General features: G+C 64.3%; 18 protein-coding genes. 15 read left to right on the top strand and 3 right to left on the bottom strand.

The window, feature by feature from the left end; genetic code table 11:
- Positions 1–57: 57 nt before the first annotated feature.
- From L8F45_RS20200 to pcaC, 3 genes are read right to left on the bottom strand one after another with little or no spacing between them, the layout of a single operon-like run.
- Positions 58–801, bottom strand: a complete 744-nt coding sequence (locus L8F45_RS20200) for a hypothetical protein (protein WP_342359652.1) — start codon at positions 799–801, stop codon at positions 58–60.
- A gap of 5 nt (positions 802–806) precedes the next feature.
- Positions 807–1871, bottom strand: a complete 1065-nt coding sequence (locus L8F45_RS20195; RefSeq protein WP_342359651.1) for a 3-carboxy-cis,cis-muconate cycloisomerase — start codon at positions 1869–1871, stop codon at positions 807–809.
- A 16-nt stretch (positions 1872–1887) separates the two neighbouring features.
- Positions 1888–2274: a 4-carboxymuconolactone decarboxylase gene (gene pcaC / locus L8F45_RS20190; RefSeq protein WP_342359650.1), complete on the bottom strand. Its 387-nt coding sequence runs from the start codon at positions 2272–2274 to the stop codon at positions 1888–1890.
- Between the two features lie 260 nt (positions 2275–2534).
- On the opposite strand from pcaC, the gene L8F45_RS20185 reads away from it, so the two are divergent.
- The 15 genes from L8F45_RS20185 to L8F45_RS20115 all read left to right on the top strand — a co-directional run bounded on the left by L8F45_RS20185 (position 2535) and on the right by L8F45_RS20115 (position 20392).
- On the top strand, positions 2535–3362 hold the full coding sequence (locus L8F45_RS20185) for an IclR family transcriptional regulator (RefSeq protein WP_342359649.1): 828 nt from the start codon (positions 2535–2537) through the stop codon (positions 3360–3362).
- Positions 3359–7195 (top strand): hydantoinase B/oxoprolinase family protein, encoded by a 3837-nt coding sequence (locus L8F45_RS20180; protein ID WP_342359648.1) that lies wholly within the window; start codon positions 3359–3361, stop codon positions 7193–7195. The genes L8F45_RS20185 and L8F45_RS20180 overlap by 4 nt, the downstream gene beginning before the upstream one ends.
- A 96-nt stretch (positions 7196–7291) precedes the next feature.
- A complete protein-coding gene (locus L8F45_RS20175; RefSeq protein ID WP_342359647.1) occupies positions 7292–8848 on the top strand; it encodes an ABC transporter substrate-binding protein in 1557 nt (518 codons plus the stop codon).
- Between the two features lie 22 nt (positions 8849–8870).
- On the top strand, positions 8871–9878 hold the full coding sequence (locus L8F45_RS20170; protein ID WP_342359646.1) for an ABC transporter permease: 1008 nt from the start codon (positions 8871–8873) through the stop codon (positions 9876–9878).
- Entirely contained in the window at positions 9875–10765 is an 891-nt protein-coding gene (locus L8F45_RS20165; protein WP_342359645.1) for an ABC transporter permease, read from the top strand. Before L8F45_RS20170 ends, L8F45_RS20165 begins: the two co-directional genes overlap by 4 nt.
- A 4-nt stretch (positions 10766–10769) precedes the next feature.
- The gene (locus L8F45_RS20160; protein ID WP_342359644.1) at positions 10770–11801 is read left to right on the top strand and encodes an ABC transporter ATP-binding protein; all 1032 of its coding nucleotides are present in this window, start codon (positions 10770–10772) and stop codon (positions 11799–11801) included.
- Positions 11798–12625, top strand: a complete 828-nt coding sequence (locus L8F45_RS20155) for an ATP-binding cassette domain-containing protein (RefSeq protein ID WP_342359643.1) — start codon at positions 11798–11800, stop codon at positions 12623–12625. The genes L8F45_RS20160 and L8F45_RS20155 overlap by 4 nt, the downstream gene beginning before the upstream one ends.
- A gap of 72 nt (positions 12626–12697) precedes the next feature.
- The gene (locus tag L8F45_RS20150; RefSeq protein ID WP_342359642.1) at positions 12698–13591 is read left to right on the top strand and encodes an aldose 1-epimerase family protein; all 894 of its coding nucleotides are present in this window, start codon (positions 12698–12700) and stop codon (positions 13589–13591) included.
- A 96-nt stretch (positions 13592–13687) separates the two neighbouring features.
- Entirely contained in the window at positions 13688–14320 is a 633-nt protein-coding gene (locus tag L8F45_RS20145) for a GntR family transcriptional regulator (RefSeq protein ID WP_342359641.1), read from the top strand.
- On the top strand, positions 14317–15252 hold the full coding sequence (locus tag L8F45_RS20140; protein WP_342359640.1) for an alpha/beta hydrolase: 936 nt from the start codon (positions 14317–14319) through the stop codon (positions 15250–15252). Before L8F45_RS20145 ends, L8F45_RS20140 begins: the two co-directional genes overlap by 4 nt.
- Positions 15253–15300: 48 nt before the next feature.
- On the top strand, positions 15301–16521 hold the full coding sequence (locus L8F45_RS20135; RefSeq protein WP_342359639.1) for an ABC transporter substrate-binding protein: 1221 nt from the start codon (positions 15301–15303) through the stop codon (positions 16519–16521).
- Positions 16522–16777: 256 nt separating this feature from the next.
- Positions 16778–17692 (top strand): carbohydrate ABC transporter permease, encoded by a 915-nt coding sequence (locus L8F45_RS20130; protein WP_342359638.1) that lies wholly within the window; start codon positions 16778–16780, stop codon positions 17690–17692.
- Entirely contained in the window at positions 17689–18522 is an 834-nt protein-coding gene (locus L8F45_RS20125) for a carbohydrate ABC transporter permease (RefSeq protein WP_342359637.1), read from the top strand. Before L8F45_RS20130 ends, L8F45_RS20125 begins: the two co-directional genes overlap by 4 nt.
- Complete coding sequence (locus L8F45_RS20120; RefSeq protein ID WP_342359636.1) at positions 18519–19403, top strand: sugar phosphate isomerase/epimerase family protein; 885 nt, start codon at positions 18519–18521, stop codon at positions 19401–19403. The genes L8F45_RS20125 and L8F45_RS20120 overlap by 4 nt, the downstream gene beginning before the upstream one ends.
- Positions 19400–20392 (top strand): Gfo/Idh/MocA family oxidoreductase, encoded by a 993-nt coding sequence (locus L8F45_RS20115; protein ID WP_342359635.1) that lies wholly within the window; start codon positions 19400–19402, stop codon positions 20390–20392. Before L8F45_RS20120 ends, L8F45_RS20115 begins: the two co-directional genes overlap by 4 nt.
- Positions 20393–20406: the final 14 nt, after the last annotated feature.

Raw genomic sequence — 20406 nt, 5'->3', positions numbered from 1 at the left:
TCCGGGCGGTTGGAGCCTCCGGCCCGCGCCGGGCGGATATTCCCGGCGCGTCTGATCTCACGCGTCCAGCGACGCAAGCTCTTCGGCCAGGGGCCCGTTCAGCTTCTCCGCGATCACGCCCATCGTCTCCGCGATCAGTGCGCCGTCGAACGTGCGATGATCAAACGACATGGTGATTTCGACGTCGCCATTCGGCTCGAACGGCCCGTAGCTCAGGAAGCTCGTCACGGGCGAGACCGGGAAATTGATGTTCGCGGATTTATGCCCGAGCACCGACATGCCGAAGGTGCCGAAGAAATTCGGCCGCATGCGTCCGATATTGAAGGCGAAGAACCAGAGCAGGCGGCGGATCAGCAGCGGCCATTTCGACACCATCAGGATCGTGTCGAGATGGTCGATCTCTTCGATGGGCTTCGTGACGAATTCATCGAGCGCCGTCGCAAGCTCCGTAAGTGAACGCTCCGCCGGATTCTTGATGCGCGCCGGCAGCACCACGCGCTCGCCATCGATCACGCGCTCGATCATGATCGAGGCGACGCTGATGTCGAGCTGATGCAGATGCGGCCAGGGCAGCAGCGCGTAGGTGCGGCGCAGCTCAGGCTCGTTCTGCGCCGCGAGGCTGAAGGCTTTCGCGAACAGCACTGTCCAGGGAATGCGCGCTGGCGATGCTTTTCGCGCGGCGATGGCAGGCGCGATATTCACTTTCCGCCTGATCACGCCGATCGGCGTGCGCCGCGCAAAATAGCTGAGATCGGTGATGAATCTCCGCGCTGGCGAAAGACGAATCCACTTTCCCTTCATTCAGACTATCCGCGCGCGACGCCGATCGAGGCGATATCGGCAAGCAGCGCGCTGGCGTTGCGCAGCGCCGCTCCCGTCGTGATGCAGAGCGGCGGCAGCAGCATCCATTCCAGCGTCCAGGCGGCGCCGGAGCGTTCGTTCTCATGCACGAGGCTGTGATGCAATCCGCCGGCGAGCGTGGCCGCGTAACGCGCGAGCGTAACAAGAATTTCAGCCTTCACCGGATTGTTCTTCTCCGGCATGGCCGAAGAGCCGCCGCCGGCCGCAAGCTGCACTTCCGCGAGTTCATTTTGCGCCATCAGCGTGATGTCGACGCCGATCTTGCCGAGATGGCCGCAGACGAGCGAGAGCCATTGTCCGCATTCGACGATTGCGTCGCGCTGGGTGTGCCAGGCTTCGGCCGCGTGATTGAGATCGAGCGCGGCGGCCATGAGGTCGGCGACCTTCTGCGCATGGTCGCCAAGTTCGGCGCGATTGCCGACGGCGCCGCCGAGTTGCAGCGTCAACAGGCGCGGCCGCCATTCATGCAGGCGCGCAAGATGGCGCTTGAGCGGCGCGCGCCAGGATTCGATCTTCTGCGCCGCCGTGATTTCGCGCGCGCGCTGCATGCGCGTATGCCCCATCAGCCGATGCGCGCCGTCGCGCGCCGACAGTGAGTCGAGCTGCAGCAGCAATTGATGGATCAGCGCTTCGATCTTGCGCAGCACATCCTTCATGCGCAGCGCCAGCGCGGTGTCGATGACGTCCTGGCTGGTCGATCCGAAATGCGCGTGCCGCCGATGCGGCTCAGGGATCGCGGCGCGAAGCTGGCGCACGAGTTCGGGAACGATGACGCCGTCATGGGCGACGCCTTTCGCGAGCGCGTCGAGATCGGGCTCGAAATGTGCGATCGCGCCGACGATCGCGCGCGCGTCGTCAGCCGTGATCACGCCTTCGGAAGCTTCGGCCTCGGCGAGCGCCTTCTCGAAGGCCAGCATCGCCGCGATCTCGGCTCGCGGGTCGAACCAGGCTTCGATTTCGGCGTCGCCGAGAAGCTCGGAGAGCAGCGGCAGCGGAAAATAGGAGCGCATGGGCGGACTCCCTCGTTCAGGTTTTCGCGGCCTTCATCTGGGTCAGCGTGTCCTTGACCACCTTGATTGCGTGATTGGCGGCGGGCACGCCGGCGTAAACGGCGACATGGAGCATCAGCTCTTTCAGGTCTTCTTCCGTCGCGCCGGTATTCGCCGTGGCGCGGACATGCAGCGCGACTTCCTCCCAGCGGCCGAGCGCCGCGAGAATGGCGAGCGTGACGAGACTGCGCTCGCGCTTGTTGAAATGCGGGCGCGACCAGACCGCGCCCCACGCGGTCTCGGTGATGAAATGCTGGAAGTCGGCGTCGAACGGCGTCTTGTTCGCTTCGGCGCGATCGACATGGGCGTCGCCAAGCACCGTGCGCCGCGTCGCCATGCCTTTCGCGTAGAGATCGTCGGCCATGGGCGCCCCTCCCATTCTGTTCGCGCCTATCTGGCGGAAGGCGGCGCCCCTGTCCACGCCGTTCGCCGAACAAGGGAAATTGCACGAGGGCGCCTTCGGCGCGGGCAAATTCCGGACGCCAGATCTCCTGCCGGTCCCGAAGCGCCCGCTTTGCAGGCGCCCGAGCCGATTCTTTTAGCTTGCTTACGAAACAGGCAGCGACTAGGAGAGTTGCCATAAGTGGAATTTAAGTTCCATTTATTGCAACTTTGGACGGTCAGATGACGACACTCGCCAGCGCCGCGGAGGTCCTTCGCTGCTTCTCCCTCGATCGCCCCTATCTCACAGTCACCTCGACCTCCACGCTCCTGGGAACGCCGAAAAGCACCGCTTCGCGCCTTCTCCGCAGTATGATGGAGGCGGGCTATCTCGAGACGATCGGCGCCTCCAAGAAGTACCGGCCCGCCGCGCTGCTTTATGAAGTCGGTCGGCTCTATCGCGACGCCTCTTCGCTCACCGTGCGCGCCCATGAAGTCGTGGCGCGCGTCTGCGCCCAGACCGGCCATACCGGCTATGTCAGCCGCCGGCAGGGCCTCGACATCGTCGCGGTGACAGACATCCCCGGCACGAACGCGCTGCGCGTCGCAAGTTCGATCGGACGCCGCCTCGAAGCCTTCGCCAGCGCGACCGGCCGCACCTTGCTCGCCCGGTTGAGCGACGAGGCTGTGCGCCAGCTCTATTCCGCGCCGCTGATCCCGCCGTCGCCGACGGCCCCGCAGAATCTCGATGAGCTTCTGTCGCGCCTCGCGATGGTGCGCCGCGTCGGCTACGCCGAGAGCAACGATGAATCGAACCGCGGCGTCGGCGCGCTTGCGGTCGGCGTCGGCGATCCGGAAACGGCCGAGGAGGTCAGCCTCTGCATTTCCTTCCCGGCGGCGATGATCACCGCTGAAGAGCGGCGCACGATCATCGGCGCCTTGCGCGCCGGCGCAGCCGAGATCGCGGCGATCACGCGCGATCCGCTTTTTGTTCACGACCCTGATGTTCGTGAGCCCTCGATGAGCGCCATGGCGCCGATTTCCGTTTCGTCCAGGCGGGTGATGGCATGACGAAGGCTTCTCAGCGCTGGCGTATCGGTTTCGACATCGGCGGCACCTTCACCGACTTCATCCTCTATGACGGCGACAACAGCGCGGTCAGGCTGCACAAGCGGCTGACGACGCCGCATGATCCGTCGGAAGCGGCGCTGATCGGGCTTGAAGAACTCGTCGCCATGGAGGGGATCAGGCTCTGCGATATTTCCGAGATGGTGCATGGCACGACGCTCGTCACCAACGCCGTGATCGAGCGCAAGGGCGCAAAACTTGGCCTCATCACCACGTCGGGCTTCCGCGACATTCTCGAACTCGGCGTCGAGCAGCGCTACGATATCTACGATCTCTTCCTTGAATTTCCGCAGCCGCTGGTTTCGCGCGATCTCTGCCTTGAAGTGAACGAGCGCATCGATCGCGACGGCCGCATCGTGACCGCGCTCGACGAGGCCGCGACGCGTCGTCAGCTCCGCGCGCTGGCTGATGCAGGCTGCGAGGCGATCGCCGTCTGCTTCATCAACGCCTATCGCAATCCCGAGCATGAGCGCGCCGTCGGCCGCATCGCGCGCGAGATGTTCCCTGATCTGCCGCTGTCGCTGTCGAGCGACGTGGTTGCGGAATTGTGGGAGTATCAGCGCTGCGTCACCACTTGCGCCAACGCCTATGTGCAGCCGCTGATGGATCGCTACATCAGGCGGCTCGAACGCGAGCTGTCCTCGCGCGGCTTCAAGGGCGAACTGCGCCTGATGCATTCGGCCGGCGGCCTTGTCTCGCCGCAGACGGCGCGCGACTTCCCCATTCGCTTGCTTGAGAGCGGTCCCGCCGGTGGCGGTCTCGCGACGGCTTTGTTCGGCGCGCTCGCGGGCAAGAAGGATGTGATCTCCTTCGATATGGGCGGCACCACGGCGAAAGCCTGCATGATCGAGGACGGGCGCTGCGAGATCGCGCCAATGATGGAGGCGGGACGAGTCCACCGCTTCAAGAAAGGCTCCGGCCTGCCGATCAAGGCGCCTGTTATCGACATGATCGAGATCGGCGCCGGCGGTGGTTCGATCGCGGCGATCGATGAAGTCGGATTGCTGAAGGTCGGCCCGCATTCCGCCGGCTCCGATCCTGGCCCGGCCTGCTACGGCATGGGCGGAAGCAAGCCGACCGTCACCGACGCCAATCTCGTGCTCGGCTATTACGATCCCGGCTTCTTCCTCGGCGGCCGCATGAAGCTTGATCTCGATGCGGCGCGCGAGGCGATGATGACGGTCGCAAAGCCGCTCGGCCTTTCGGCTGAAGAAGCGGCGTGGGGCATCCACAAGGTCGTCGTCGAAGGCATGGCGGCGGCGGCGCGCGTGCATCTTGTCGAAAAGGGCAAGGACCCGCGCGGCTATTCCATGGTTGGCTTCGGCGGCGCCGGCCCGGCGCATGCGGTCGATGTGGCGCGCGTCATGGGCGTGAAGGAAGTGATCATTCCGCCCGCGTCCGGCGCGGCTTCGGCGCTGGGATTTCTCGCGGCGCCGCTCTCCTTTGAACTCGTGCGCTCGCTGCCGACCGCGTTCGGCAAGGATTTCGATGCTGCGAAGGTCAACGCAGCGCTTTCCGAGCTTGAGGCGGAAGGCCGCAAGCGTCTGATCGAGGCTGGCGTGGCGGAGAAGGATGTCGTCGTCGAGCGCACCGCCGACATGCGTCTGATCGGCCAGATGCACGACATCTCCGTGCCATTCCCGTCGGGCGTGCTCGGCCATGGCCATCTCGACGAGATCCGCGCCGCGTTCGTGAAGGCATACTCCGCGCGTTACACCTCGGTCTATGAAGGCGCCGAGATGGAGGCGATCAATTTCCGCGTCCGCTGCGTCGGGCCAACGCCGTCACTCTCGCTCAAAGGCGCGACCGGCGGCGGTGACGCGGCTACGAAGATCAAGGGCTCGCGCCGCGCCTGGTTCGAGAACGGTTTCGTTGATGCGCCGGTCTATGATCGCTACGCGCTGCGCGGCGGCGACGCGTTTGCCGGCCCCGCGATCATCGAGGAGCGCGAGGCGACGACGATCATCGCGCCGGGCGATCGCGTCGAAATCGATGACAGCCTCAACATCCGCATCCATGTCGGCTTCGCGACCGACCATGCCGAGATTGTCGCGTCGGGCATGAGCTTCGACGAAGCGGTGAAGCGCATCGAGAGCGATCCGATCTCGCTTGAGATCATGTGGAGCCGTCTGGTCACCGTCGTTGAGGAGATGTGGCTCACCATCTGCCGCACCGCCTTCTCGCTAGTGATCTCGGAAGCACAGGATTTCGCCTGCGAATTGCTCGATCCCGATGGCGAGCCGCTGGCGCACAGTCCGCGCGCCATGCCGGTGTTCAACCTCACGCTGCCGCTCGCGGTGAAGGCGCTGTTGAAGCGCTATCCCTCGGAGACGCTGAAGCAAGGCGACGTGCTGATCACCAATGATCCCTGGCTTTGCGCCGGGCATCTCTTCGACATCGCCATCGTCACGCCGGTGTTCCGCGACGGCAAGCTTGTCGGATTGCTCGGCACGGTCGGCCACGTCTCCGACATCGGCGGCACCAAGGATTCGCTGCGCGCGCGTGAAATCTATGAAGAGGGATTCCAGATCCCGCCGATGAAGCTGTTCGAGGAGGGCCGCCTCAATGCGACGCTCGTCGAACTGCTGCGCGAGAATGTCCGCGATGGCGATCAGGTGCTGGGCGACCTGCATTCCTTCGTCGCCGCGAATTCGATCGGCGCCGAGCGCCTCCTGTCCTTCATGGACGATTACGGCATGCACGATCTGCGCGCGCTGGCTCACGTCGTGCAGGGCCTGTCGGAGAAGGCGATGCGCGATGCGATCCGCGCGCTGCCGGACGGCGTCTATCACTCCGAGATCTGGAACAACCCGCTTGGCACGCCGATGCGCTATCCCTTGGCGCTGACGGTGAAGGGCGACGAGATCGAGATCGATTTCGAAGGCGCGCCGCCGCAGATGGCGCAGGGCGGGCTGAACTCGACGCTTAGCTACACGAGCGCCCATTCGACTTATCCCTTGAAATGCATGCTGACGCCGAATGTGCGCGGCAACGCCGGCTGCTACCGGCCTTTCACGGTGAAGGCGCCGGAAGGATCAATCCTCAATCCGAGGAAGCCGGCGTCCGTCAATCTGCGCACGCGCACCGGCTGGTATTCGGCGCCGAATATTTTCCGCGCTTTGTCGGACGCGTCGCCGAAGAGCGTGCAGGCTTTCACCGGCCTGCCGCTGGTGTTCAATTTCTATGGCGTAGACTCCGACGGCCGCACCTATTCCGACATGCTCTTCATGGGTGGCGGGCAGGGCGGCTCGCACCGCAAGGATGGCAAGTCGGGCCTGCTCTGGCCGACCTCGGCCGCCAACACCTCGATCGAGCTGTTCGAGGCGCGCGTGCCCGTTCTGGTCATCGAGAAGACCTACGTCGCCGACAGCGGCGGCCCGGGCCGCCATCGCGGCGGGCTTGGCCAGCGTTGCCGCGTGCGCAAGCTCCATGACGATGGCAAGACGACGCTCGTCTCCGCCTATCCCGAGGGCGTCAAGAATCCGGTGAAAGGATTGTTCGGCGGCCAGGCGGGCTGCGAGCCCTATGCCAAGGTCTACGACAGGGACGGCAAGCTTGTGCAGGATTGCGGCACCGGCGCGCTGGTCGCGCTGGAGGATTCTTCACGCGTTGTTGAAGTCAGACTCGCCGGCGGCTCCGGCTATGGCGATCCGCTTGAGCGGCCGCGCGATCTTGTCGCGCGCGACGTGAAGCTCGGCTATGTCTCCGGCGAAGGCGCTGAGCGCGATTATGGCGCGCAAGTTGCAGCGGCGCCGGAACCGGCCCATGCTGAATGAGCTCGAATTGCTCGTGCTGGAGAAGGCGCCTACGGCGCACTGACGCGCCGCAGGGCCTAAGGGGAATTGGCGCAGGATTGGAGTGAGGGGAGCATCATGAGTTTCACACGTCGTTCGCTGATGGCCGGCGCGGCCGCTGCGGCGTCCATGGCGCCGTTCGCCGACATTTCTTTCGCGCAGGCGCGCAAAGTCCTGATCATGGCGTCGGGGCAGGACATTCCGAACTTCGATCCGCATGTCACGACCGGCTACACGCCGATCCTGATGATGCGGAACACCTATGACAGCCTCGTGCGCATCGAAGGCAATCCGCCGAAGCCGGTGCCGCATCTCGCCGCGTCCTGGACCGTGTCGCCTGACGGCATGGAATATGTGTTCAAGCTCGATCCCAAGGCGAAATTCCATGATGGAACGCCTGTTGACGCCGATGCGGTGAAATACAATTTCGATCGCATTCTGCGCCTGAAGAAGGGCAATTCCTGGATGGTGTCGGGCGTGCTTGGCCCCGACAGCGTGCAGGTCATCGACAAGGGCACGGTCAGGATCAAGCTGACGAAGCCGTTCGTCGCCTTCCTGCAGGTGCTCGTCTGGCAATGGATCGCCAATCCCAAGGTGATCGAGGCGAACAAGGGAACCGACGACGCGCAGAATTATCTGCGCGCCAACATCGCCGGCTCCGGCGCCTTCCGCGTCAAGCGCGCCGAGCCCGGCAGCCTATACGAGTTCGAGCGCGTCGCAGACGCTTGGAATCCTGGCGGCGGCAATCTCTCCGGCGCCATCATGCGCATCGTTCGCGAAACCGCGACGCAGCGGCTGATGCTTCAGCGCGGCGAGGCGCATGTGGCGCTTGATCTGACGTCGGAAGACATGGACGCGCTGAAGGACAAGCCCGGCGTCGTCTCCGTCATCGAGCCGGAATTCCGCACCTTCTCGATCAAGATGAACACCGAGAACGGTCCGCTCGCCGATGTGAATTTGCGTCGCGCGATTTCCTGGGCCTTCGACTATCAGGCGATGCTCGACACGGCCGGCTACGCCGACCTGATGATCGGCCCGCTGCCGACCGGCATCTTCGGCCATGATCCGAAGCTTGCGGTGCCGCGCACCGACCTCGCCAAGGCGAAGGAATATCTGGCGAAGAGCAAGAGCCCGACTGGCGGCATCAAGCTCGAAATGGTGCATGTCACCGGCCTCGAGCAGCAGCGCCGCTGGGCGCTCGTCATGCTCGACAGCCTGAAGAAGCTGAATATCGATCTCGAAATCAAGCCAACGCTCTGGACCGACATGGTGGCGCGCTGCCGCTCGCCGCAGACCGCTCCCGATCTGATGCCGGTCTATCAGACCGCGAATTACGGCGACCCCGACAATATCGCCTACGCCGCATACCATTCGGCGAATAACGGCTCTTGGCAGAACATGGTCTATCACACCGCCAAGGTGGACAAGCTGATCGAAGATGCGCGCGCCGAAGTGAACGAGGACAAGCGCAAGGCGCTTTATCTCGAATTCCAGAAACAGGTCGTCGATGACGCTGCTGATATTTTCGGCGTGCTGGAGAAGCGCAAGCTGGCGTTCCGCGATGGCGTGCAGAACTGGAAGTTCGTGCCCGTCGCCTCGAACGCGATCGAGCTCGCGCCGCTGTCGCTGAAGTAACGCTAGGCTGACGGGGACAATTTTGCTCGGCTACGCGCTGCGCCGCATCGTTCTCGTCATTCCCGTCTTCATCGGGCTGTCCATTCTTGTCTTCGCGATCGTCCGGCTTTTGCCGGGCGACCCTGTTGGCCTCGCCGCAGGCCCCAACGCGACGAAGGAAGAACTTGCGGCCTATGCGCGCGAATATGGCCTCGATCGGCCTCTGGCTGCGCAATACTGGAGTTACGCCACGGGCCTGTTGAGAGGCGACTGGGGCGTCTCGATCTTCACGCGGCGGCCGGTGGCCGAAGATCTCCGGGCGTTCCTGCCGGCGACGCTTGAACTCGTCTTCGCCGCGATGGTTATCGCGGTCGCGCTTGGCATTCCGGTGGGGTTGGCGTCGGCGGTCTATCGCGACCGATGGCCCGACTATGTCTCGCGCACAGTCGCGCTCGGCGCGATCTCGATGCCGCGATTTTTCCTCGGGCTGCTGCTGCAATTGCTGTTTGCGATGTGGCTGGGATGGCTGCCCTTGTCGGGCCGCTTCCCACTGATCGAGGAGCCGCCGCCTCTTCTGACAGGCTTTCTTACGATCGACTCGATTGCGGCCGGCGACTGGAACGCGCTGTCGCTCTCGCTGATGCATCTCGCCTTGCCCGCCTTCGCCATGTCGCTGTCGCCGCTCGCGGCCATCACGCGCATGATGCGGGCTTCGACAATCGAGGTGCTGCAGCAGGATTATGTCTTGACCGAGCGCGCGCTTGGCCTCTCGCCGCGCCTGATCATCTGGAAATATGTGCTGCGCAACGCGGCGTCTGCGACGCTGACCACCATCGGCCTCTATTTCGGCTGGCTGCTCGGCGGCACTGTGCTTGTCGAGACGGTGTTCGATTGGCCAGGCATCGGCCTCTACGCCACGAAGTCGATCCTGACGCAGGACTTCATGCCCGTAATCGGCGTCACGCTCTGCATCGGCATGATGTTCGTCGCGGTCAATCTGATTGTCGATCTGCTCTATGGCGTGATCAATCCGAAGGTTCGGCTCGCATGACGACGGCTGTAACAGCCGCGCCTGCGATGTCCGCGCGCCAGGAGATGTGGCGCCGCGCGTTCTATCGCTTTGGCCAGAGCGCGCTGTCCATCGTCGGTCTCGCTCTTGTCGCGGCGTTGATCCTGATGGCGATCCTGTCGCCCTGGATCGTTCCGCGTCCCGATCAGGTCGCTGGCGCGGTCGACACCGCGGCGCGCTTCCGTCCGCCGTCGCTCGCGAACTGGTTCGGCACGAACGAGGTCGGCCAGGACGTGCTGTCGCTTGTGATCGCGGGATCGCGCGTGTCGCTGTTCGCGGGGCTCGCGGTGGTGACGATCGGCGCGCTTGTCGGCGCGGCAGTCGGCTCGATCGCAGGCTATTTCGGCGGCTGGATCGATGAAGCCCTCATGCGCTTCACCGATCTCATGCTGACGCTGCCGAGCCTCATTCTCGCCATGGCGGTGGCGGCCTCGCTCGGGCCGGGCGTGCTCAACATGGTGATTGCGATCTCGCTCTCCTGGTGGCCCGGCTTCGCGCGCCTCGTGCGCGGCGAAGTGATCGCGCGCAAGGAGGAGATGTTCGTCACCGCGGCGCGCGCGCTTGGCGCCGGCGCCGGCCGCATTCTGCTGCGTCACATCCTGCCGAATGTGATGACGCCCGTGATCGTGAAGATGTCGCTCGATATGGGCTTTGCGATTCTCACGGTCGCGTCGCTCGGCTTCATCGGCATCGGCGTGAAGCCGCCGACGCCGGAATGGGGGCTGATGCTCTCGAACGCGCGCGGCTACATGCCGGATCAGTGGTGGACGGCGATTTTCCCCGGCCTCGCCATCTTCATCGCCGTCTTCGGATTCAATCTTCTGGGCGACGGTCTGCGCGACGTGTTCGACCCAAAGGCCCGGCGTTGACGCAATGACGGCGCTTCTCGAAATCCGCGATCTCCATCTCGGGATGAAGAGTTTCGAGGGTGAGGCGCATGTTCTCAACGGCGTTGATTTGACTGTCGAACGCGGCCAGATCTGGGGCGTCGTCGGTGAGACCGGCTGCGGAAAATCGCTGACCGGCCTGTCGATCTCGCGCCTCGTGTCGGCGCCGCCGGCCCGCTACATGAAGGGCCGCATCCTGTTCGAGGGCAAGGATGTGCTTGCGGCGTCGGAAGAAGAAATGCGCAAGCTGCGCGGCCGTCGTATCGGCATGATCTTCCAGGACCCGACGACGAATCTCAATCCGTCCTTCCGTATCGGCGAGCAGATGATCGATGTCGCGCTGCACGCCGCTGAAGAAGACCCGTCGATCCTCGGTCTCGACAAATCCGCGTCAGGCGCCAGGCGACGCGCCGCCGCGCGCAAGCTGGCGGCGGAGCTGCTCGACAGCGTCGGCATTCCCGACGCGGCGAACCGGCTCGACTCCTATCCCCACGAATTCTCCGGCGGCATGCGCCAGCGCGTGCTGATCGCGCTCGCTTTGATCGGCCGGCCTGATCTTCTCATCGCGGATGAGCCGACGACGGCGCTCGACGTGTCGGTGCAGGCGCAGGTGCTGCGCATCTTCTACGATCTCGTGCGCAGGCATAATCTCGCGGTGATCCTGATCACGCATAATCTCGGCGTCGTAGCGCAGCTCTGCAGCCATGTCGCCGTGATGTACGCCGGCAACATCATCGAGCAGGGGAGCGTCGACGCGGTTCTGTCGCAGCCGCGCCATCCCTACACGCGCGCGCTGCTCGCCGCCGTGCCCGGCGCGAAGATGAAACGCGGCGCGCTCGCAGCGCTTGGCGGCTCCGTGCCCAATCTTCTGCGGCCGCCGCACGGCTGCCGCTTTGCGCCGCGATGCGCTCAGGCCGCGCCGCGCTGCGAACAGCGTTTTCCGCCGATGATCGAGGTTGGCGCGCGTCAGAGCGTCGCCTGCACGCTCTACGAGGAGACGGCGAGGGCGGCGGAATGATCCTCGACGTCGATCACGTCACCAAAATCTATGCGACGCGCCGGCCCTTCGCGAAGCCGGTCGAATTCACGGCGCTGAAGGATGTGACGATCAAGGTCAATCGCGGCGAGAGCTTCGGCCTTGTCGGCGAATCCGGATCAGGCAAGACGACGCTGACGCGCTGCATTCTGCGTCTCGACGAGATCACGTCGGGCCGCATCTCCTATGACGGGCAGGACCTCGCGACGCTCTCGCCGCGCACGCTGCGCGCCTTGCGCGCGAAGATCCAGATCGTCTTCCAGGACCCCTACGCCTCGCTCAATCCGCGCCTCACGGTGCGCGACATCATCGCCGAGCCGCTGGAGATCCATCACGACATCGTCGGCAAGAGCGCGCGCCAGCGCACCGATCGCGTCGCCGAACTTCTCTCGCTTGTCGGCCTGCGGCGCGAGCATCTCTATCGCTATCCCCACGAATTCTCCGGCGGCCAGCGCCAGCGCATCGGCATTGCGCGGGCGCTCGCGCTGGAGCCGGAATTCCTCATTCTCGACGAGCCGACATCGGCGCTCGATGTGTCAGTGCAGGCGCAGGTGCTCAATCTCCTGCACGATCTGCAGCAGCGGCTGAAGCTGACCTATCTCTTCGTCAGCCATGATCTCGGCGTCATCCGCCATGTCTGCGATCGCGTCGCGCTGCTCTATCGCGGAACCCTCGTCGAGGAGAACGAGACCGAAGCGATCTTCGAGCAGCCGCAGAGTGATTATGCGCGCACGCTGATCGCGGCCATGCCAAGCCCTGACCCGTCGCGATCGCTGTGGCGCGAGACAGCGGTCGCTCAAAATTGACGCGCCGCGGCGAGGCCTGTCGCGGCGCGCGGCGCCTTGATAGACCTGCGCGGACGAAATGGAGCTCCCGATATGTATGCGCGCGTTGCTTCTGAAAATGTGGTTCGGCTTGCCAGCGGCGACGCGACCGCGTTGCTCTCTCTGCGCGGCGCCGAACCGCTCGTCTGGCGCATCGGCGATCGCGACTATCTCTGGAGCGGCGATCCGGCGTGGTGGGATCGGTGCGCGCCAATCCTCTTTCCCGTTGTTGGCGCGTCGGCCGGCGGCAAGGTGCGCGTCGGCGGCCAATCTTACCCCATGCCGCGCCATGGCTTCGCCCGCGACAGCCAGTTCTCGGTTGTCGAAGCGCGGCCCGATCGCGCGCGTCTCAGGCTGACTGCGAACGAGAACAGCCGCACGCATTACCCCTTCGATTTTACATTCGACGTCGTGGCGACGCTGACGCCGAAAACGCTGTCGCTCGCTTTCGAGATCGGAAATGCGGGCGAGGCCGCGATGCCTTACTCGCTCGGTTTCCATCCCGCCTTTCCCTGGCCGTTCGATGGTGGTGATGGCGGCGGCCACAGCGTCGAATTCGAGCGAGAGGAAAAAGCCTCGGTTTCTGATATCACCAGGGATGGGCTCATCGGCGCCGGCCAGCGACCGGTTCCGCTGAAAGGGACTGTGCTGCCGCTTGCGCATGATCTCTTTGCGCATGATGCGCTGTGCTTCTTTGATGCGCGCAGCAAGGTCCTGAAATTCCGCTCGCCGCGCGGCGCGGCCGTCGCCATGGAGATGGAGGATTTCCCCCATCTCGCGCTCTGGACCAAGCCCGGCGCGCCGTTCCTCTCCATGGAGTGCTGGACCGGCCATGCCGATCTCGACGGCTTTTCAGGTGAGTTGTCGCAGCGCGCCTCCGGTCGCTCGCTGGCGCCGGGCGGCAAGGCGCGCCATGCGGTGACGATGAGGGTAGCAGACGCCGCCTAGCCAAACGGCCGGCGCTTTTTCAGCCGTCTGCGAATCTCCTTGCGCCCGGCGCCGGTCGGCATTATCAATATTGATAATGAAGAACGGGAGGATGCGGTGAACGCACGCGACGCGACCTACGCGACGCTGAAGCGCCGGATTGTCTTGAACGAGTTGAAGCCCGGCGATCGGATCACCGAGTTGGGGCTGGCGGAGAGTCTTGGCTGCAGCCAGGGCGCCGTCCGCGAGGCGCTTCTGCGCCTGCAGGAGGACGGTCTCGTCATCCGCGCCGGCCATCGCGGCACCACCATCACGCCGCTCGACCCGGAAGAGGCCGACGAGATCGTCGCGGTGCGCAAACGACTGGAGACGCGCGGCGCCTTGCGCGCCGCCAAGGCGGTGACGCCGGAGGCCATCGAGGCGCTTGAGACGCTGCAGGGCGAGATGGATCAAGCCGCACGCGCCGGCGACGAATATCGCCTGATCGAACTCGACACCGAATATCACGCGACCATTTTTCGATTGGCCGGCCTGCGCGCGCTCGAACAGATATTGAAGCGGTGCACGCTGCATTCGCATCGGCAGAAATTGTGGGAGCCGCGCCATCGCCGGCCGCTCACGCAGACGGCCGCGCGCCATCGCATCATCACTGAAAAACTGGCGGCGGGCGATGGCGAAGGCCTCGCCGAAGCGCTCGCGCAGCATATCGACACCATCGTCGAAGTCTCATCGGAAAGAATCGCTTCGTGACGCCTTACATCGATCCGGCGATGCAGCCGATCCTCGACGCCGCGCGCGCTGCGCCGCCGGTCGACTATCGTTCGATGACCATGGCGGACGCCCGCGCCCTGTTCGATCGCAACGCCGCGCCCTGGAATGTCGGCCGCCCCGACGTGCAGACGATTTCCGACCTTCAGATTTCCGCTGCGCCGCAGGCGATTCCGGCGCGCCTCTATCGCCCTGCGTCAGGCGTTTTGCCCGTGATCATCTTCGTTCATGGCGGCGGCTGGACCTTCGGCAATATCGAGACCCATGACGGCGCGATGCGCTGGCTGGCGATCGAATCGGGCTGCGCCGTGCTCGGCGTCGATTATCGGCTCGCGCCGGAGCATCCATTCCCCGCGCCGATGGACGATATTCTCGCCGCGCTTTCCTTTGTCGAGAAAGGCGGGCTGGGCGCGGAAATCGACGCGAGCCGCATCGCGCTCGCCGGTGATTCCGCCGGCGCCAATCTTGCGCTCGCCACGCTCCTCGCGCGTCGCGATCGCAAGGAGAAGCTCCCGCGCACGGCCGCGCTGTTCTATGGCTGCTACGAGCCGCTTGCGACATCTGAAAGCCACCGCGCCTTCGGCGACGGCTCCTATCTGCTCTCGACCGTCAACATGAACTGGTACTGGGGCAATTATCTCGGGCCGAACGCCGCGTCGCCCGATCCGACAGCGGCTTCCTCGCGCGCCAATCTCGCAGGCCTGCCGCCGCTCTATCTCAACGCCGCCGGGCTTGATCCGCTCTGCGACGACACGTTGACCATGAGCCGTCGCCTCGCCGCCGCCGGGATCAAGCATCGTTTCGATCATTTCCCCGGCGTCGTGCATGGCTTTTTGCGCATGGCGCGCGAACTTCCCGCCGCGCGCGACGCGCTGCGAGCAGCGGGACAATATCTCCAGGACGCGCTCGCCTGAGCGGCCGCCGCATCAATCAAAAGCAATATCAGGTTCAGGGAGGGAAGAATGGAACGCAGACAATTTCTGAAAACGGCCGGCGCCGCGGCGGCGCTGTCGACGCTCGCAAAGCCGGCGCTCGCCCAAAGCGGAACGACCGTGCGCTGGTGGTATCATTTCGACAATCCGCAGAATTCGCCGGCCGAACTGGTGGCGAAATTCGAGAAGGAAAATCCTGGAATCAAGATTCAGGCGGAAGCGATTCCGTGGGGCGGCGGCAATGACTACCAGACGCGCCTGTTCGCCGCGATCGTAGCCGGCAATGCGCCTGACTGCGCCATGGTGCGCCTGTCATGGGCGGCGCGCTTCCAGCAGATGCGGGCGCTCGAACCGCTCGACGCGATGGTGAACGCCTGGGATGGCCGGTCCGACATCGCCTTCAATATCTGGAAGATCAATCGCGGCGCCGACGGCAAGCAATATTATCTGCCGCTGCAATATGTCGTGATCTATCTCTATTATCGCGCCGATCTCTTCCAGCAGGCCAACCTGCAGCCGCCGAAGACGTTTGAAGAATTCCGCGCCGCGGCGAAGGCGCTGACCAAGGGCGACGTCGCCGGCTTCGGCATGCGCGGCGGCGCTGGCGGTTTCGACAATTGGGGGCCGTTCGTGCTCGGCGGCGGCGCGAGCTTCGACAAGGGCGGCATGGTGAGCGAGAAAGCGATCGCGGCGTGTCGCTGGTATGTGAATCTGATGCGTGAGGACAAGGTGACGCCGGCTTCGGCGCCGACCGATTCCTTCCGTCAGATCGTCGACGCCTTCAAGGCCGGCCGCACCGCGATGGCGATCCACCATGTCGGCTCCGCCGCGGAAGTGATCGGCGCGCTTGGCGACAAGGTGTCGGCGGTTGCGGTTCCGCAAGGCGCCGACGGCAAGGGCTGGACCTATTTCGGCGATGAATCGAACGCCATCTTCGCCGCCAGCAAGGTGAAGGACACAGCCTTCAAATGGATCTCGTTCCTATCGACCGCCGACAACAATATCGAGCTCAACAAGCTCACGGGACAGTTGCCGATCACGACGTCGGGACAGGCGAAATGGACCGGCCATCCCAAGCGCTTCGTCGAAGCGAGTTCGGCCTCGATTCCAATCGCGGCGTCGCTGCCTGATCATCCCAAGACGCCTGACTTCATCTCTCGCGTGTGGCCGACGAACATGCAGCGCGCGTTGCTCGGTGAAATTTCGCCTGACGACATGATGAAGGCGATCGAGCAGCATTTTCATGGGTAAGTGAAAGGCGGCCGTTGTGCGGGCTGCTATTCAACGCGCTCTTCCTTCTCCCCTTGCGGGAGAAGGTGTCGCTGCGCTTCACGCAGCGACGGATGAGGGGTGTTCAGAAAATGTCCCCCTCACCCGTCATCGCTTCCGCGACGATGCTGCGCATCGCGCGGCGATGACACCCTCTCCCGCAAGGGGAGAGGGCGCCAATCCCGAATTTGGCGACAGCAAGTCCAATGGTTGAATTGAACAGCCGAGAGCAATTGTCGTGAGCGCCGCAGCCTTGACTTCCGTTCCTGTCGCCCATCCGCAACGGGCCGACTGGACGCCCGTCTGGTTTCTTCTGCCCGCCGTTTTTGTCACGGCGGCCGTGGTGTTGTTTCCCGTTGCGCAGACGGTGTGGCTCTCCCTCTACGATTATGTGATCTACAATCCAGACGGATCGCGGTTCGTCGGCTGGGGCAATTTCGTCGCGGTGCTCCGCGACGAGGTGTTCTGGATTTCGCTGCGCCATTCGATCGTCTGGATCGTCGGCGTCGTGGGATTGCAATTCCTGCTCGGGCTCGTTGCAGCACTGCTGCTGAATGAAAGTTTCTGGTGGCGCGGTCTTGCGCGCTCGCTGGTCATCGTTCCCTGGGCGCTGCCGAGCGTGATCATCGGCCTCATGTGGACCTGGATGTACGACTTCAATGTCGGCGTCTTGAACGACATGCTGCTTCGCCTTGGCGTGATCGCGACGCCGATCGCCTGGCTGGCGCGGCCCGACACGGCGCTTGGCGCGATCATGCTGGCGCTGGTCTGGCAGGGCTTTCCCTTCTTCGCCGTGACGCTGTTGGCGGGGCTGCAGACCATTCCGGCTGATCTCTATGAGGCCGCCGAGATCGATGGCGCCTCGCGCTGGAAGCGTTTCATCAACGTAACGCTGCCGTCCATTTCCGATGTGATCGCGACGGCGCTGCTTCTGCGCACCATCTGGGTGGCGAATTCGCTCGACGTCATTCTCGTCATGACCGGCGGAGGCCCCGGCTACGCCACGCACACGCTGCCGCTTTACGCTTTCCAGCGCGCCTATAGCGGCATGGAGTTCGGATATGGCGCGGCGCTCGCGCTGGTGCTGACTGTGCTGCTGCTCGCCGTGGTCTGGCTCTATGTGAAGCGCGCTTCGCGGGATATCGCTCGATGAGCGCACGATCTCCCGCCGCGCGCCTCTTGCAGATCGAGCTGCCGACGCTGCTGATCGTGCTGTTTGCGATCGCGCCCTATGTCTGGATGGTGCTCACCTCGATCAAGCCGACGCCGGAGCTGGCGGAATGGCCGGTGCGCTATCTCCCGCGCGCCGCGACGCTCGATCACTATCGCGAACTTCTTTCGCGCACGAGCTTCGCAGGCAATCTGCTGAACAGCCTGATCATCGCGACCGGCGCGTCGCTGCTCGGCCTCGCCGTGTCGATCCCCGCTGGCTACGCCTTCTCGCGCTTCCGCTTCCCCGGAAGGCGGTCGCTGATGACGGGGTTTCTCGTCATCAACATGTTCCCGATCGTGCTGCTGATCATTCCGCTCTTCATCCTGATGCGGAGCCTTGGCCTGATCGACACCTTTCTCGGCGTCGTCATCGGCCATTCCACTTTCTCGATCCCCTTCGCGATCTGGATGCTGACGAGCTATTTCGCCACCATCCCGCAGGATCTCGACGAAGCCGCGACGATCGATGGCGCGAGTCGCTGGGAGACGATCCGCCATGTGATCCTGCCGCTGGTGGCGCCGGGCGTCGCGACCGCCGGCATCTACATCTTCATCACCTCCTGGAACGAATATCTCTTCGCCATGATGCTGTCGGGCCAGAGCGTCCGCACGGTCACGGTCGCGCTGCAGCTCTTCATCGGCGAATTCACGATCCAGTGGGGCCTGCTCACGGCCGGAGGCACGCTGATCGCAATCCCCGTGACCATCCTGTTTCTCCTTGTGCAACGACGGCTCGTCGGCGGCCTCACAGCCGGCGCGGTGAAATCATGACAAATCCCATCGGCGTCATCTCCATGTTCTACGCGCGTCCGTTCACGCGCGAACATTTCCCGACATTCGCGCGCATGAAGAAGGCGGGCGCCGATTGCATCGAGATGCTGGTTCCCGAGGACGGCGAGGTTGATCTCAAGGAAACGAAGGCCGCGATCAGGGACGCCGGCCTTTCCGTGGTGCTCGCGGCGCGCGTCAATCTCCAGCGCGATCTCGCCAGTCCCGACAAGGCGGCGCATGAAGCCGGCGTCGCCTATCTCCAGAGCTGTGTGAAGATCGCCGAGGCGCTTGGCGCCGACATGGTCGGCGGCCCGCTCTATGGCGCGCCGATGGTGTTCGCGGGGCGGCCGCCGACTCCCTGCGCGCCGGATGATCGCAAGCGCAAGATTGACGCGGTCGTGAGCGGCCTTTCGCGCGCGGGCAAGGCGGCGGAGGGAACGGGCGTGCGCTTCGGCATCGAGCCGCTCAACCGTTTCGAGACCGATATCGCCAACACGGCCCACCACGCGAAGCAACTCGCGGAGCGTGTCGGCTCGAAAGCGGTCGGCGTCATGCTCGACACCTTCCACATGAATATGGAGGAATGGAATCTGGCGCAGGCGATCCGCGACACCGGCGATCTCCTGTTTCATTTCCAGGCGAACGAGAACAACAGGGGCTTCGTCGGCGCCGGCCATATCGACTGGCCGTCGATCGCGCGCGCGCTTGTCGATGTCGCATACAAGGGGCCGATCGTGTTGGAACCGTTCCGGCGCGACGATGAGGACGCCGGCGTGACGCTGGCGCAATGGCGCGCGCCCGAAAAGAATGAGGACGCCGATCTCGCCGCGTCGATCGCCTATCTCAAGGGCGCGCTTTCTTTCGCCAGGAGATACGCATGACGATCCGGATCGGTTGGGTCGGCTGCGGCGTCCACGCCAATGAAATGCTGCTGCCGCAGATCGCGCGCCACGATGTGAAGATCGTCGCTCTCTGCGACATCGATACGGATCGCCTCGGCCGCACGGCGCAGCGTTACGGCGTCGCCGAGACGACGCGCGACTGGCGCGAGATCGTCGCGCGCAACGACGTCGACGCCATCGGAGTCGCCGCGGGTCCCGCGGCGCATCTCGAAGTCGGCCTCGCCGCGCTGGCGAAAGGGCTGCCTGTCTTCGCGGAAAAGCCGCCGGCGGCGACAGCCGCCGAAGCGCGCAAACTGGCCGACGCCTCGGCGAAAGCGGGCAAGCCGGTTGTGCTCGGCTTCATGAAGCGCTATTCGACCGCCAATCGCATCGCGATCAATGTGGTGAAAAAGGACGAGTTCGGCGCGCCCGCAAGCTTCCTCGGCGAATATATGACGGCGCCGACTTACTTCGCGAAGGACGTCGACTATACCGGCTTCTATCTCCATCATTGCGTGCATTATTTTGATCTCATCCCGCATCTCATGGGCGAGGTGAAGGAATTGAGCGCGCGACGTCACGAACTGGAGCCCGGCAAGCTGCTCATCCATGTCGATTTCCGCTTCGCGTCAGGCGGGATCGGCACGCTCGTCATCGGCACGCATCAGTCGCGCGGCACGCCGATGGAATGGTGGCAGGTGATGGGCGATCATCGTCGCGTCGAGGTGCGCAACGTGCATGAGGTTCGCTACTATCGCGCGCCGCCTTTCAAGGTCGACAATATCGCGGCGACGCTGAACGACGGCGAGGACACGCTCGTCTGGGAGCCGAACCTGACTGTCGCCGCGAACGAGGATCATAAGGGCTATCACGCGCTGATCGGCGATTTCCTCAGGCTCGTGCGCGGCGAACCGGCGAGCCCGCCGCTTGCCGCAGACGGCGTGCGCGCGATGGAGCTTTTGGAGAAGATGATCGCCACGGCGAAGTAAACCGCAGCGAACAC

Origin of the sequence: Terrirubrum flagellatum (assembly GCF_022059845.1) — a bacterium.
Lineage (GTDB): Bacteria > Pseudomonadota > Alphaproteobacteria > Rhizobiales > Beijerinckiaceae > Terrirubrum > Terrirubrum flagellatum.
Note: the sequence above shows the minus strand (reverse complement) of the source record. Positions and strands in the feature narration are given on the sequence as shown.

Excerpts from the sequence above, each read along its gene's own strand:
- L8F45_RS20125 (WP_342359637.1), top strand. The coding sequence starts at position 17,689 with ATGAGCGCACGATCTCCCGCCGCGCGCCTCTTGCAGATCGAGCTGCCG.
- L8F45_RS20155 (WP_342359643.1), top strand. The coding sequence starts at position 11,798 with ATGATCCTCGACGTCGATCACGTCACCAAAATCTATGCGACGCGCCGG.
- L8F45_RS20175 (WP_342359647.1), top strand. The coding sequence starts at position 7,292 with ATGAGTTTCACACGTCGTTCGCTGATGGCCGGCGCGGCCGCTGCGGCG.
- L8F45_RS20115 (WP_342359635.1), top strand. The coding sequence starts at position 19,400 with ATGACGATCCGGATCGGTTGGGTCGGCTGCGGCGTCCACGCCAATGAA.
- L8F45_RS20120 (WP_342359636.1), top strand. The coding sequence starts at position 18,519 with ATGACAAATCCCATCGGCGTCATCTCCATGTTCTACGCGCGTCCGTTC.
- L8F45_RS20180 (WP_342359648.1), top strand. The coding sequence starts at position 3,359 with ATGACGAAGGCTTCTCAGCGCTGGCGTATCGGTTTCGACATCGGCGGC.
- L8F45_RS20150 (WP_342359642.1), top strand. The coding sequence starts at position 12,698 with ATGTATGCGCGCGTTGCTTCTGAAAATGTGGTTCGGCTTGCCAGCGGC.
- L8F45_RS20160 (WP_342359644.1), top strand. The coding sequence starts at position 10,770 with ATGACGGCGCTTCTCGAAATCCGCGATCTCCATCTCGGGATGAAGAGT.
- L8F45_RS20165 (WP_342359645.1), top strand. The coding sequence starts at position 9,875 with ATGACGACGGCTGTAACAGCCGCGCCTGCGATGTCCGCGCGCCAGGAG.
- L8F45_RS20195 (WP_342359651.1), bottom strand. The coding sequence starts at position 1,871 with ATGCGCTCCTATTTTCCGCTGCCGCTGCTCTCCGAGCTTCTCGGCGAC.
- L8F45_RS20185 (WP_342359649.1), top strand. The coding sequence starts at position 2,535 with ATGACGACACTCGCCAGCGCCGCGGAGGTCCTTCGCTGCTTCTCCCTC.
- L8F45_RS20135 (WP_342359639.1), top strand. The coding sequence starts at position 15,301 with ATGGAACGCAGACAATTTCTGAAAACGGCCGGCGCCGCGGCGGCGCTG.
- L8F45_RS20200 (WP_342359652.1), bottom strand. The coding sequence starts at position 801 with ATGAAGGGAAAGTGGATTCGTCTTTCGCCAGCGCGGAGATTCATCACC.
- pcaC (WP_342359650.1), bottom strand. The coding sequence starts at position 2,274 with ATGGCCGACGATCTCTACGCGAAAGGCATGGCGACGCGGCGCACGGTG.